Source organism: Paenibacillus paludis (assembly GCF_042610515.1).
Classification (GTDB): domain Bacteria; phylum Bacillota; class Bacilli; order Paenibacillales; family Paenibacillaceae; genus Paenibacillus_AQ.
Map to the genome: position 1 here is coordinate 382,354 of NZ_JBGJZP010000001.1, position 13,010 is coordinate 395,363.

The following is a 13,010-nucleotide window of genomic DNA, read 5'->3' on the forward strand; positions in this document are numbered from 1 at the left end:
AACTACTCCTCCCAAAATATATCGTTCAAAGTTGTTCCCAGTTCCTTGCAGATAGCAATACATAACCGGATCGTCGGGTTGTAATTCCCCGCTTCAATCAGTCCTATCGTCTGTCTCGTCACGCCCACCGCTTCCGCCAGCTGTTCCTGGGACAGGTCCTTCTGAATCCGCGCCAGTTTCAGCTTGATGTTCTTCTCACTCACCAGAGCCCTCCCGGAGAATAATTTCACTTATAGCTCCATTGTAATCTATAACCGTCATTATGTACAATATATATTGCATTATAATTTCAATCCCATAGAAAAAAAGCATCCCGCAGGATGCTTCAATAAGAGTTAGCCCAGTTTTTGTTCCTAACAGCGGCTTAGGTGTTTATTCCACAACTCCACTCTCCGGATAGCTGTCTACAACTGTAAGCAGCTGAGCGGCTTCCTTGCGTGGACGGCTGGCGGGAATGATCTCCGGATAACCGGCATGGATCATCGCAATCACCTTCTCTCCCGGCTTCACGCCAATCTTGCTGCGGAACTCCGGAGCGTAAATATAAGGATCCGTCTTCCAAATCGTGCCTACTCCCCGTTCCCATGCCGCCAGCTGGAAGTTCTGCACAAGTGCGGATGCAGCGGCAAAATCCTCATCCCACTCTCTTTGACGCGGGTCCTCAGGGATCACGACGATTACGGTTAAAGGAATCGATGAAAGATATTCTTTGCGTTTGATTGCAAATTCCGGATCAGCTGCCCCGCGCTTTAAGAATGTATAAGCAGCATCCCCGAGGAATTCCGCCCCTTCCCCCTGAAAAGCAATAAATCTCCACGGCTGCCGCAGTCCGTGATTTGGCGCCCATACCGCGATATCCAGCAGTTCCTCTAGCAGGCCTTCAGGCAGGGGTTCAGGCTTAAACTGTTTAATGGAGCGGCGCTCCTTGATCACTTCGGCAATGCTGCCGTAAGCTGCAGACTGGTTCTGATTCATAAGGATTCCCTCCATCAGTAAGTTATGATAACCATTCTCAGTGATTGTACATGATTCCAATCGCTTTTTCAAACTGGGGAATGTCCTGATCATACTCGCCAAGCCTATCCTGTATCTTGGAGGTGAATGCGCTTGTTACAGCCAAAAAAGCACCGCCCGAACGGGCAGTGCCTGTAGAACTCTTCGATCAGCCGAAACGGCCCATGATATATTCCTGGGTCATTTGATTCTCCGGATTGCTGAAGACTTTCTCTGTCTTGTCGTATTCCACAAGTGAACCGAGGTAAAAGTATGCGGTAAAATCCGAAATCCGCGCCGCTTGCTGCATATTATGCGTAACAATAACGATGCGAAGCTCTTCCTTGAGTTCCTTGATCAGCTCTTCCACTTTACCGGTCGATACAGGGTCGAGTGCCGATGCCGGTTCATCCAGCAGCAGGATCTGCGGATTAACTGACAATGCACGGGCGATGCATAACCGCTGCTGCTGTCCGCCGGACAACGCCAACGCTGAATCCTTCAGGCGGTCCTTAACCTCGTCCCATAATGCCGCACGCCGCAGACTGCTTTCCACAATTTCGTCCAGTGCCTGCTTACCTTTAATGCCGTGGTATTTTGGACCAAAAGCAATATTGTCATAAATCGACTTATAGAACGGATTAGGTTTCTGCCAGACCATGCCGATCTTTTGCCGCAGCTTGATCACATCCGTACCGTGAGCATTGATGTCCACGCCGTCAATCCAGATGCTCCCTTTCGTTGTCGAACCGGAGATGTCGTCATTCATACGGTTAAGTGAACGAAGGAAAGTTGATTTACCACAGCCCGACGGGCCAATAAGTGCAGTAACAGTATTCTGGCCAAAAGGAAGACTAATTCCTTTCACTGCTTCATATGTGCCGTAAAATATGCTCAGGTCCTCTGTTTGAAATGATTCACGCACCACAGGTTCCGCTATTCCCATCTCTTACTCCTCCTAAAATGTTTCTATAATCAAAGTTTTAGTTCATTCTTTTGGAAGCAGTCAGCTTGCGGTAAATATATCTGCCGAAATACCGTGCGGCCAGATTGAAGATCAAGACTGTAATAACGAGCACGGCCGAAGCTCCGGCTGCGATTTGTACGGCATCAGGCGCCAGACCTTCGCTGTTGACTTTCCAGATGTGAACGGCCAGGGTTTCAGCCGGACGGAAAGGATTAAGCGGTGAAGTTTGACTAAGCGGATTCCAGTTGGTGAAATCCAGTCGCGGGCTGCTCATGCCCGCCGTGAACATCAGAGCGGCAGCTTCACCGAAGACACGGCCAGCGGAGAGGATCGTACCGGTGATAATCGTCGGCAGCGCCACGGGTAACAGTACAGAGGTAACAATCTTCCACTTGGATAATCCAAGGGCAAATCCTGCCTCTTTCTGCTGCTTAGGCACTGTACGGAACGCCTGCTCGGTAATACGCACCATCAGCGGCAGATTAAATACGGTAAGTGCGAGAGCACCGGATATTAAGGAGAACCCCAGATTGAAGGTGTTTACGATCAATAACAGACCGAACAAACCTACGACAATGGAAGGGAAGGAAGACAGTACTTCTACGATCAGGCGGATAAAGTTCGTAAGTTTACCTGGACGTGCATACTCTGCCATAAAGATCCCCGCTCCAAGACCCAGCGGTACAGTTATGATCAGCGTCAGCACCAGCAGGAACAGTGAGTTGAACAACTGTGGACCCACACCTCCGCCTGCGCGGATTTTTTGCGGTGCGGAAGTCAGGAAATCCCAACTGATATGGTTTAAGCCACGGATCAGAATATATCCAAGCAATCCAACCAGAATGGCTACAATAAGTAATGCGAAAAAGACGATAACGGTAGTGGCAACCTTGTCTGCTGTTCTCGGCTTCAAATTTTATTTCTCCTTTCGAGCATTCTTACGATGAGGACAAAAGCAAAGGTCATCAGCATAAGAACCAGCGCCATACTCCACAGCGCATTATTGTGCGTTGAACCCATCGTTGTGTTCCCCATACCAAGCGTAATTACGCTGGTCAAGGTTGAAGCCGATTCGAAAAGTGACCGCGGCACGAAAGGTGCATTACCGATTACCATCTGTACTGCAAGGGCTTCACCGAAAGCACGGGCCATCCCCAGCACTACCCCCGTCATAATTGCAGGGAATGTAGTCGGAAGAATCACCCGGGAGATCGTCTGCCACCGTGTAGCACCGAGCGCAAAGGAGGATTCTTTTAAGTTTTGCGGCAAAGAAGCCAGCGCGTCTGCAGCCACGCTTGTAATCGTCGGCAAAATCATTACCGATAGGACAAGCGCGCCTGCAGCAACCCCGATGCCCTGACCTGGCAAGGTATTACGCAGAAACGGCACAATGACGCTTAAACCCACAAAGCCGTAAACGACTGATGGGATACCTGACAGCAGTTCGATAACCGGCTGCAGCAGCCTTTTACCCCAGCCTGGCACAATCTCGGTCATGAACAGAGCAGCGCAGATACTGAGCGGACTTGCGATAAGCGCCGCAAGCAGCGTAACCAGAAATGAGCCGGTAATAAAAGGCAATGCTCCGTAGGAGGGAGTGTCTCCTTCCGGGGACCATTTTTTGCCGAACAAGAAATCAGAAAGCTTAATTTCACCGCTGGTAAAGTTAGCAATCCCTTTGGACGCCACAAAATACACCATCGATACAATGATTACTATCAATAGGAGTACACAGAAGGACATATAAGAACGCCCGATAAAATCTTCGATATGATGTTTTTCAATTTTGGATTTCTTAGGTTTTACACTCAAGCTGCTCCCTCTTTCTAAAGTGAAAAGAGAGGCAGAAGGATTCCGCCTCTAATCACATGAAGTTCTAATGAATGAAGTCTGTAAAGCTTGTCAGCCAGGAATTACTTGGTTGATACTTTGCCTTCTACATCACGGGAAACCTGCATTTTCGAAGCCGGGATATATCCAAGCTCTACTACATCGCCATTCTGCACTTCATCTGTCATGATGTAGTCAAGGAATGCTTTGACATGTTCAGCAGGCTCACCATTTGTGTACATGTGCTCGTAAGCCCACACCGGATATTTACCGGAGATAACATTGTCTACAGAAGGCTCAACACCTTCATAGTTCAGCGTTTTTACAGTTTCATCAAGGTAAGACAATGCCAGATATCCGATAGCCCCTGGAGTTTCGCCGATCATTTTCTTAACAGTACCGGAAGAGTCTTCTTGAATCGATCCTTCTTGGTCTTCTGTTTTAGTTCCAAGTGCGAAGTTTTCAAAGGTTGCTCGTGTACCCGAGCTTGCTGGACGGTTGATGATTTGAATCGCTTGATCCGCTCCGCCAACTTCACTCCAGTTCTTAATTTTACCCGTGAAGATGTCAACCAGCTGCTGTTTAGTCAGGCTGTCTACTCCAGCTTTCGGGTTGCTTACTGCTGCAATCGCTACAACCGCAACTTGATGGTCAACGAGTGATTTTGCTTTTTCTGCATCTGCATCCTTCAGCTTCTCTTCTGCGAACACATCGGAGTTACCGATATCTACTTGCTTCTCAGCAACCTGAGTCAAGCCCGTGCCGCTTCCTCCGCCTTGTACTTGAATATCAACGCCTGCGTTTGCATCCATAAAGCCTTCAGCTGCCATTTCAACAAGTGGCTGAAGCGCTGTGGAGCCCGAAGCCAGAATCGATCCGCTTAATTTTGCGCCGCTGCTTTCTGTAGGTGTATTTGTCGCAGCTGCATTAGTTCCCCCATTATTAGTTGCCGCATTATTTCCTCCGTTACCGCATGCCGAAAGTGCTACTACACTGGTTAAAGCCAAAGCCATGATCCACGATTTTCTGAATTGCATTGTTGTTTGTTCCTCCTAAAGGTTTTGTGTGTGTCTGACCCATTGAATCTGCTTCTTACAAAACTCACTTTGGAAGCATTCCTCTGTGTGTATCTCTTATGACTCTTCCTATTCTAGAGCTCGTTCGTTAGAGAAAAAGCTTATGTTTGTAAAACGAAAGATAAAAATTCTAATAGAAAATGTATAACAGTATAGATATAATCTATATTAAGAAGATGTTTTATTAACTTATTGCCATCCAGACCGGAGGAAATCCATGAATATTGTGAAGCTGCAAATTGTAGTCCTGATTGAAAAATATAAAAAAGTAACGGATGTCGCTGCCGAAATGGGCCTAAAACAGCCTACCGTTTCCTTTCATATGAAAAGCCTTGAGAATGAGCTTGGAGCTTCCCTCTTTCAATACCGCAGCGGGCGTGTGCTGTTAACCGATGCCGGACGGGCGCTTTTTCAATATGCAGTTCGTATTGTTTCCCTCGCTGCAGAAGCGGAGCGGAGCGTCAAACAGTTCTCCTCCCTCACATCGGGAAGCCTTACGCTTGAGGCCGGGTACATGCCTGGTACTTACTTTGTTCCTAATATAATGTCGCAATTTATCAATCTTCATCCGGGGATAGATGTGTCGCTTACGATACAATCGGATCACCTTGTGCGCGAACGGCTGAGGGGGCGGGAGATCCAACTGGGGATACTGCAAGATAATGATGGCGGAGATGACTCCTTTCATACCCAGGTAGTTGCCCGGGATGAGGTTGTTCTTATATTTGCGCCCGGTCATTCGTTTGCTCAAATTAAAGTGCTGTCCCCGGAGCTGGTGGCGCAGGAGCCATGGATTCAGCATGATCCCGCTTCCAGCCTGAGAGGAACAGCCGACCAATGGGCACAGCTGAACAATGTCCGTGTATGGAATAATACTGTTGTTAATTCGCCGGAGGCCTTTAAAAGGATGATTAGTGAAGGCGGAAATGTGGGACTATTCTCCAAAGCAGGGGTTGCAGACGAGGCGGCCTTGGGCCGTTTAAGTTATGCTCCGCTCCCGGGGATTTCGCCTGGGCTTGCTACTTATGTACTGGCTTGGCGAAAGGATTATACCTTAACTCCCTTGCAGCAGGCGTTTGTGGAAATGGCTGCTGCTGAGAGCGTGTTGGTATGATAACAGTTAATTGTATTTATTTAATGCCGTTAACTATATGTATTAATTAATGATGTGAATTAAATAAACCGCTGCTCCACTCAGGCTGATTGATACAGCTCAAAGCAGACCACCGGTTCTATGTTGAAATACATTTTTTATTTATTCATGCCGTTAACTATCTTTCGATTCTCCGCAGAAACGGCCAGCGTCCTAAAAAGGACACCAAAGCTATTCATCGTAAAGTCAACGTTTCTCTGCTACCAGTGTAAACGTCTTGGGAATTCCTTTGTCGTAAACCTCAGACGACAGGTTGGGCTCCTCCACCAGTTCTCGGATGACTAGACCACTAGCGGCGGCTGCCGTAACGATCTCCCCCAAAGTCCAGCGCCGCCAATAAACAACACTATGTTTCTCACCCGTCTGACTGCCTGAAGCAGGCAAATACTTCGAGTAAGACACCTTTTTCTCTTCCAGCGCTGTATCGAAATAATCGCCGCTTACCTTGTGCTTCCGTACTTTAGCAGTAGATCCTTTGGAAGAAATCAGCTTGGTCGTTACCGGATGAAAGTCGCGCAGCACGAAGGTTCCCCCCTGAGCCAGCAGACGGCAGACAGTATCCATAAACGGGGTCAGGTCAGTGAAATAATGGACAATCCCCATTTCAGCGAAAACGATATCATACGTGCTGTCCAGCACCTCGTCCGGCAGCTTCAGCACATCCGAGACGATATAGGACAGCCCGACTCCGGCTTCCTGCGCCAATTCCGCTGCGTACCGGGCGTTGGCTTCCGAGAAATCGGCAACAGTCATTTCAGCTCCCAGCAGCCCAAGGGCTACCGCCTTCATGCCGTTCGAGCCCATCAGATTCATCATCTTCTTCCCGCGGACCTCTCCGAAATAAGCGTTTAACGGGAACAGCCGGGATGCTGGATCTTTGGACAACTTTGCTGCTGCCTCTGACGGAGTGCCGAATCTGCTCGTCCATGCGGCATAGGTATCCTCATTCCAGAGTTCTTCACTGGAAGGCGCAGCTCCCGGATTGTCTTGCGGTTCTTGTTCTAAGTCTTGATCATTCATACTGTGAAATACCCCTTTATGTTGATAAGTTGTCTGTTAGAATGTGTACTTTAGGAGATGCTGGGCAGAGCTTCTCTTCTCTTCGCCGCTTTCCTGCGTCCTGCATACAAATAGACTGCAAGCCCTCCCATTACCAATACACCGCCGGCCCATTGGAGGATTGTCAACTGTTCGCCAAGCAGCAGGAAGGCCAGAATACTTGCACCAACCGGCTCTCCCAGAATATTCATCGAAACGGTAGTCGCCGAAGCGTACTGCAGCAGCCAGTTAAACAAAATGTGACCAAATACGGTCGGGACAATTGCCAGCAATACGAAGATTCCCCACTCCCTTGGCGGATAATCAAAGAACGGAATGCCCGCCAGCAGATTATATACCGCAAAAACAAACGCCGCTGCGATAAATACAATCAGGCTATACAAATACGATGGCATGCGGGCAACCAGCTTCTGTCCGATCAGCAAATGAGCGGCAACTGCTGCTGTTCCGCCAATGGACAGCAAATCACCTTTTAAATTGTCGGAGGACAGGCCGATATCTCCCCAGCCAATAAATACAACACCAAAGATCGCAATGGCAAGCCCCGCTATGGCGGACATGCTGCTTTTTTCTTTATACAGCAAATAGGCTCCCAGCATAATAAACACCGGCTCCAGTGCCATAATCATCGTCGAGCTGGCTACAGAGGTGAATTTCAGTGAACCCATCCACAGTAAAAAATGCAGGGCCAGCATCGCCCCGGACACAAGCAGCAGCAGCCAGTCTTTGCGGCGCAGGGCAAAAGCGGCTCCGCTGTAAGGCCGGGCAAAGGGCAGCATCAATAGCGAGGTGAACAGCAGCCGGTACATCCCCTGAACCGATACCGGAGCGGATGACCATTTTATAAAAATAGAAGAAAAAGAAATAGCCACAATTCCAATCAGCATCAATAGCGGAATGGGAACAGGCGGTTTTTTTGAAGTCACAGCAGGCATCCTTTCGGCTCAGATAAAAGTCACTTATGTAAATTTACCGCAGAATCCGGAAAAATGCAGCTTTTTTCATGAAAATTCGCAACAAAGGCTGCAGCTTCCTGAAAAACATCAAAGGCATGGCCTCCCGGCCTGCGGCGGAAACCCATGCCTTCGTATGTTGATCCGGTAACCGATGAACTCCCGTAACATTAAGGCTTAAGCACAACCTTAGATACAATCCTCTTCCTTGTCTCCGAACACCTGGTAGCCATGCTCCGCTCTGCTGATCGGCAGCCGGTGAGTAATGATGTCTGTCGGATCGAATTTGTTCTCCTTAATCATCTTATAGAGCATCGGCATGTAATGAATAACTGGAGCCTGACCCATCTTGAGCGTAATATTGCGTTCAAACAATTGCCCCAGCGGGAACATATTATAATTGAGCCCATACACGCCGACGAGCTGGATCGTTCCGAATTTGCGAACCACCTGAGCGGCCATCCGGAACGCACTGAGCGATCCGCCTTGCAGCATCAGCGTTGTTTCGATTTTTTCCACCACAGACATCTTCGCATCTAGTCCGACACAATCAATCACCACATCCGCCCCGCCGCAGGTAATCTCCTTCAGATGCACCTCTAAGTTCTTTATCTTAGCAAAATTAAAAATCTCGACGTTATTCTTCTGCTTGGCATGTTGCAAACGGTATGGGATATGATCTACCGCAATAACCCGCGAGGCTCCCTTCATCCAGGCGAATTTCTGCGTCAGCAGTCCAACAGGCCCGCAGCCTAGTACAATGACCGTGTCTCCAGGCTTTACCCCGGCACTTTCCACGCCCCACCAGGCTGTTGGCACAATGTCCGAAAGGAACAGAAGTTTCTCATCCTCCATCTCTGCATCCTCAGGAATAACAAAAGGACCAAAATTACCGTAAGGAACACGCAGCAGCTCCGCTTGTCCGCCGGCAAAGCCGCCGTACGAATCGGAAAAGCCGAGATAACCTCCGGTATCCTTGGCCTCGTTGGCATGGTCACACTGGCTCTCCATTTCATGCTGGCAGAAATAACATTGTCCACAGGCTACGTTAAAAGGAATGATGACGCGGTCGCCTTTTTTGACTCTGGTAACATCCGGTCCGACATCTTCGACGATCCCCATCGGCTCATGTCCAATAATATAGTCGTCGTGCATGCCGGGGATTTCCCCGTTATAGATGTGAAGGTCCGAACCGCAAATGGCTGTCGAGGTGATGCGCACAATGATGTCGTCCTTCTTTCCAGCTTGGCGTCGGCTACTTCTTTAACTTCAACTTTCTTCTTCCCTTGATAGGTTACTGCCTTCATGTTGAGAAACACTCCTTCGGAAGTAGAGTTAAGAACTTAGCAAGGCTAAATTTGTTAGCAACATACTATGTTATAACCCCAAAGTCCCGGTGTTTATCCGTTATTCCCCGAAGTCTCTCTCCTAGATGCCTAAGTATTCTAAGAAATCGAATATTCCTTGTAGTACCAGCCAGCCTGCAAGCACAGCAGCTGCTAATACAACAGTAAGTAACACAGTCCATACCCTAATATTGCGTTTCAGTCTGCTTGAGCGTCCCATTCCCACTTCATCATCTGACTTCCAGTACCAATCACCGTCAAGATTCATCAGTTCATCACCCTTCCGCTAATTCAGTGGGCGGATGCAGCAGCGGAGAGTACATCATCAGGGCATGATTTTCGGCTACCGCTTCATCCCCTGCAAGCTCGCCGCTCCGCGTAAATACTCTGCGGCGGATGCTGTTGCTGCGGACATAACCGCCCCATGGCTCCAGACGGATAACATGATCAGCCTCGTATACCTCATAACGATAAAGCTGCTTGTCATCGCATCGCCATTCGCCGTACAGATGAGTATCATCCAGGTGCAGCTTCAACTGATATGTCCGGTCTGTATTGTTCTGAAGCTGCAGATCCAAATAATTATATGCACAAGTAGCCCCGCTGCCGAAAGGTTGTGTCCGCTGTTCGTCGGGAAATACATCATAGCTGTGGCGGTGCCGCTCGGTCACGGTCAGCGGGGTGTGCAGCGTCATCCAGTAGATCAGATTGGACAGCTGGCATAATCCGCCTCCTGTGCCGGAACGAAAACCACCGTAATATAGAACCATTCCGTCCAAGTAACCTTTGCGCCGGGTTGGCTTGCCGATCGTTTGCCAATACGAGAAGGTCTCTCCCGGCGAGATCACCAGACCATCCAGCCTGGCGACGGCCAGACGCAGATTTGCAATCTTATTGTACTGTAGCTGCATGTCCACATTTCGCAGTCTGCGCAGGAGCGGGGTTGAATGCCCGGCTGCCTTATAGGGCAGTGCCTCAGACCGATGTTTTGTTGCCTTGTTCCCGCGCTGAATAAACCATGTCCAGTATCTTTTCCAGGTGAAATATCGCTTGCCGGCGAACAATCTCAACCTGGACCGGCGCACTGGCTTCATCGCAGATTTCCCTGCATTCATTGGAATTCTACCTCACGCTCCGGCCGAAGCACAGCGAATCTCCCGCCCAGCACTGAATTATGATGCCTGACAATCTCTTCACCGCTAAAATCGGCGTTGCCGAAAGTGCTATGCGCATCCTGGACCAGTACGCTGGAATACCCCATGCTGTAGGCCCGTCTAGTGGTTGTATCGACACAGAATTCGCTTTGCATCCCGCATATGATAAGATCGGTCACACCCAAACGCTGCAGCTCCTCATGCAGCCGGGTACGGTGAAAAGCATCCCAAGTCGGCTTCTCGACGATGGAGTCTTTCTCCTTCGGTGTAATTCGGCTGCTGATCTGCCAGGTGGGCAAACCCTTCGTATATTCCTCATCCTCGGTATGCTGGATATAAACAACCGGAGCCCCTGCGGAGCGGGCTTTATTCAATAGCGATATAATCCGGTCCATCACGCCTCCTTCATCATGCAGCTTCACATCATAAGAGAACATGGCTTCTTGGACATCGATAATTAATAAGGCAGTTGTCATGTATGATCCCTCGCTATTCCCTGGTTTTCCAATAATTATACCAGAAGACTACGTGAAGAATCCCCCTTGAGATTTTACAAATTCATCTCAAACATTATGAAATTGTCATCCTTTTTATTTCCCGCGCTTATTATGCCAGATGAGTGCATGAAGCTGAGGGAGCACCCGTGCCCGGTTCATCTCCGGATCGACGATCACCTGATTAAACAGCCATTCCAGTCTACCCAGCAGACGTACGGAAATGTCACCTTCCTCCGTGACATCCTCATTGCCCGGCTGCAGGAACAGTGGCACCCCAGGGTATCGTTTATGCACTGCTTTGGCATATTCATAATCGCCTTCGTTAAAGACAACAACCTTCAGGCTATGGGCAGCTTTGCCTTTATCATGCAGCTTCCCCATAATGCCATCAAGGGTCTCCCAATCCGTCGTCATACCTGAGCTTGGCGGCTTGGGGCTGATTGTCAGCACATCCACATCGTTGAACCATTCCTGCCAGCGGCTGCCCTGCGTTTCGATTGCTGCTTGAATGCCCCGCTCGTGCAACCCCATGATGAAGGTACCCATCGCCTCGCCAATTAGTGCAGGGTTGCCACCGGAGATGGTTACACAGTCAAAATTATTTCCGGCTAGTGAGAGCAGCTCGGCCATAATCTCCTCTGGTGTAAGCATCCGCACCTTATCCTTGGCCGAACCATCCCATGTGAATGCGGAATCGCACCAGCTGCAGCGATAGTCACAGCCATAAGTACGGACGAACATGGTTTTCACTCCGATAACTGCGCCTTCCCCCTGAATGGTTGGGCCGAACATTTCTATGACCGGAATCTTACTCACAGTCACAACCCCCATGCATACGGTAGGAGGGTCCATCCTCCGGAATATCCTCAGCCAGCACCTCCGCCCAGGAAGTGGGCGTCTCCCACAGCTTAACGGAATATAGCGGCAACGCCACTTGCTTCAGCTTGTAGGCTATATAACACGCCATGTTCTCCACCGTCGTGCGGAAGGAGAGCAGCGCTACCTTCGATCCCGTATTTGTCAATGTATCCAGCACAGGCTCGTTGCCCATCGCCAGAAAAGCGTGATCCAGCCGGTCGACCAGACTCTGCTGTACCGTGCTTTTAATATCGCTGAAATCAATCACGAAGCCTTCGTCCGAATGCCCCTCCTCCACGGAAGGTTTGCCCTTCAGGACCACTTCAAGCTTGTAGGTGTGGCCGTGGAGATTACTGCATTTTCCCTTATGTCCAATCAGCTGATGTGCAGCGTCAAAAGTGAATATTTTACAAACCGATACTTCGCCTAGCATTATAAGCCGACCTTCTTTCTCTCAGCCACATATTGCTCAAGGCCACGCTTGCGAAGCAAACATGCCGGGCAGGTGCCGCAGCCGCTGCCAATGATACCGTTGTAGCAAGTCAGAGTGTGCTGACGGATGTAATCAAACTGGCCCAGCTCGTCGGCCATCTTCCAGGTTTCTTTTTTATCCAGCCACATTAGCGGTGTATGAATGACAAACTCATAATCCATGGACAGATTGAGGGTAACATTCAATGATTTCACAAACACATCGCGGCAGTCTGGATACCCGCTGAAATCGGTCTGGCATACGCCGGTGACGATATTGGCATATCCTATCTGCTTCGCCAGAATTGCCGCAAAGGACAGGAACAGCAGGTTCCGGCCATCTACAAAGGTGCTGGGCAATTCATCCCCTTCACCGGATACAATTTCTATATCATCACGGGTCAAAGCATTGGGTGCCAGCTGATTCAGCAATCCCAAATCAAGAATATGCTGCTTCACATTGAACTTGGCGGCAATTTCCTTGGCAACCTCAATTTCAGCGGCATGGCGCTGGTTATAGTTAAAAGTAACGACCTGAACTTCCTCGAAGTGCTGAATAGCCCACACGAGGCAGGTTGTACTGTCTTGTCCGCCGCTGAATACGACGAGCGCTTTTTTATTCATTTCACACTCTCTCCTCTCCACGATCTGGG

At 49.3% G+C, this 13,010-nt stretch carries 15 protein-coding genes and 1 pseudogene; 1 reads left to right on the plus strand and 15 read right to left on the minus strand.

The window, feature by feature from the left end; translation table 11 throughout:
- Positions 1-2: 2 nt before the first annotated feature.
- The 6 genes from ACAN56_RS01575 to ACAN56_RS01600 form a co-directional block, all read right to left on the minus strand.
- The gene (locus ACAN56_RS01575) at positions 3-203 is read right to left on the minus strand and encodes a helix-turn-helix transcriptional regulator (protein WP_340898044.1); all 201 of its coding nucleotides are present in this window, start codon (positions 201-203) and stop codon (positions 3-5) included.
- Between the two features lie 169 nt (positions 204-372).
- Positions 373-975: a nitroreductase family protein gene (locus tag ACAN56_RS01580; protein WP_379139989.1), complete on the minus strand. Its 603-nt coding sequence runs from the start codon at positions 973-975 to the stop codon at positions 373-375.
- Between the two features lie 187 nt (positions 976-1,162).
- The gene (gene pstB / locus ACAN56_RS01585) at positions 1,163-1,939 is read right to left on the minus strand and encodes a phosphate ABC transporter ATP-binding protein PstB (RefSeq protein WP_038592650.1); all 777 of its coding nucleotides are present in this window, start codon (positions 1,937-1,939) and stop codon (positions 1,163-1,165) included.
- Positions 1,940-1,976: 37 nt separating this feature from the next.
- Positions 1,977-2,873, minus strand: a complete 897-nt coding sequence (gene pstA, locus ACAN56_RS01590; protein ID WP_038592653.1) for a phosphate ABC transporter permease PstA — start codon at positions 2,871-2,873, stop codon at positions 1,977-1,979.
- Positions 2,870-3,772: a phosphate ABC transporter permease subunit PstC gene (gene pstC / locus ACAN56_RS01595; protein ID WP_038592656.1), complete on the minus strand. Its 903-nt coding sequence runs from the start codon at positions 3,770-3,772 to the stop codon at positions 2,870-2,872. The genes pstA and pstC overlap by 4 nt, the downstream gene beginning before the upstream one ends.
- Before the next feature lie 101 nt (positions 3,773-3,873).
- The gene (locus ACAN56_RS01600; RefSeq protein WP_379139992.1) at positions 3,874-4,827 is read right to left on the minus strand and encodes a phosphate ABC transporter substrate-binding protein PstS family protein; all 954 of its coding nucleotides are present in this window, start codon (positions 4,825-4,827) and stop codon (positions 3,874-3,876) included.
- A gap of 256 nt (positions 4,828-5,083) precedes the next feature.
- Between ACAN56_RS01600 and ACAN56_RS01605 the strand changes: the two genes are divergently transcribed.
- Complete coding sequence (locus tag ACAN56_RS01605) at positions 5,084-5,980, plus strand: LysR family transcriptional regulator (RefSeq protein ID WP_379139994.1); 897 nt, start codon at positions 5,084-5,086, stop codon at positions 5,978-5,980.
- 225 nt (positions 5,981-6,205) lie between these two features.
- On the opposite strand, the gene ACAN56_RS01610 is transcribed toward ACAN56_RS01605, so the two are convergent.
- From ACAN56_RS01610 to queC, 9 genes and pseudogenes are all read right to left on the minus strand, one after another.
- On the minus strand, positions 6,206-7,039 hold the full coding sequence (locus ACAN56_RS01610; protein WP_038592660.1) for a class I SAM-dependent methyltransferase: 834 nt from the start codon (positions 7,037-7,039) through the stop codon (positions 6,206-6,208).
- Positions 7,040-7,089: 50 nt separating this feature from the next.
- Positions 7,090-8,004, minus strand: a complete 915-nt coding sequence (locus tag ACAN56_RS01615) for a DMT family transporter (protein WP_379139996.1) — start codon at positions 8,002-8,004, stop codon at positions 7,090-7,092.
- Positions 8,005-8,201: 197 nt separating this feature from the next.
- Positions 8,202-9,338 (minus strand): annotated as a pseudogene (locus ACAN56_RS01620) (zinc-dependent alcohol dehydrogenase).
- Between the two features lie 121 nt (positions 9,339-9,459).
- A complete protein-coding gene (locus tag ACAN56_RS01625) occupies positions 9,460-9,645 on the minus strand; it encodes a hypothetical protein (RefSeq protein WP_038592661.1) in 186 nt (61 codons plus the stop codon).
- Positions 9,646-9,652: 7 nt separating this feature from the next.
- A complete protein-coding gene (locus ACAN56_RS01630; RefSeq protein ID WP_379139999.1) occupies positions 9,653-10,492 on the minus strand; it encodes a VanW family protein in 840 nt (279 codons plus the stop codon).
- Positions 10,489-11,007 carry a cysteine hydrolase family protein gene (locus ACAN56_RS01635; RefSeq protein ID WP_379140001.1) on the minus strand — a complete coding sequence of 173 codons (519 nt, stop codon included), beginning with the start codon at positions 11,005-11,007 and terminating at the stop codon, positions 10,489-10,491. Before ACAN56_RS01635 ends, ACAN56_RS01630 begins: the two co-directional genes overlap by 4 nt.
- A gap of 114 nt (positions 11,008-11,121) precedes the next feature.
- Positions 11,122-11,844: a 7-carboxy-7-deazaguanine synthase QueE gene (gene queE / locus ACAN56_RS01640; RefSeq protein ID WP_379140003.1), complete on the minus strand. Its 723-nt coding sequence runs from the start codon at positions 11,842-11,844 to the stop codon at positions 11,122-11,124.
- Positions 11,837-12,319, minus strand: a complete 483-nt coding sequence (locus tag ACAN56_RS01645) for a 6-pyruvoyl trahydropterin synthase family protein (RefSeq protein ID WP_379140005.1) — start codon at positions 12,317-12,319, stop codon at positions 11,837-11,839. Before ACAN56_RS01645 ends, queE begins: the two co-directional genes overlap by 8 nt.
- Positions 12,319-12,981: a 7-cyano-7-deazaguanine synthase QueC gene (queC, locus tag ACAN56_RS01650; protein ID WP_379140007.1), complete on the minus strand. Its 663-nt coding sequence runs from the start codon at positions 12,979-12,981 to the stop codon at positions 12,319-12,321. The genes ACAN56_RS01645 and queC overlap by 1 nt, the downstream gene beginning before the upstream one ends.
- Positions 12,982-13,010: the final 29 nt, after the last annotated feature.

What these genes read in the sequence shown, in the direction of transcription:
- ACAN56_RS01580 (WP_379139989.1), bottom strand. Translation starts at nt 975, where the DNA reads ATGAATCAGAACCAGTCTGCAGCTTACGGCAGCATTGCCGAAGTGATC.
- ACAN56_RS01610 (WP_038592660.1), bottom strand. Translation starts at nt 7,039, where the DNA reads ATGAATGATCAAGACTTAGAACAAGAACCGCAAGACAATCCGGGAGCT.
- ACAN56_RS01630 (WP_379139999.1), bottom strand. Translation starts at nt 10,492, where the DNA reads ATGAATGCAGGGAAATCTGCGATGAAGCCAGTGCGCCGGTCCAGGTTG.
- queC (WP_379140007.1), bottom strand. Translation starts at nt 12,981, where the DNA reads ATGAATAAAAAAGCGCTCGTCGTATTCAGCGGCGGACAAGACAGTACA.
- ACAN56_RS01600 (WP_379139992.1), bottom strand. Translation starts at nt 4,827, where the DNA reads ATGCAATTCAGAAAATCGTGGATCATGGCTTTGGCTTTAACCAGTGTA.
- ACAN56_RS01625 (WP_038592661.1), bottom strand. Translation starts at nt 9,645, where the DNA reads ATGAATCTTGACGGTGATTGGTACTGGAAGTCAGATGATGAAGTGGGA.
- ACAN56_RS01605 (WP_379139994.1), top strand. Translation starts at nt 5,084, where the DNA reads ATGAATATTGTGAAGCTGCAAATTGTAGTCCTGATTGAAAAATATAAA.
- ACAN56_RS01635 (WP_379140001.1), bottom strand. Translation starts at nt 11,007, where the DNA reads ATGACAACTGCCTTATTAATTATCGATGTCCAAGAAGCCATGTTCTCT.
- pstB (WP_038592650.1), bottom strand. Translation starts at nt 1,939, where the DNA reads ATGGGAATAGCGGAACCTGTGGTGCGTGAATCATTTCAAACAGAGGAC.
- ACAN56_RS01645 (WP_379140005.1), bottom strand. Translation starts at nt 12,319, where the DNA reads ATGCTAGGCGAAGTATCGGTTTGTAAAATATTCACTTTTGACGCTGCA.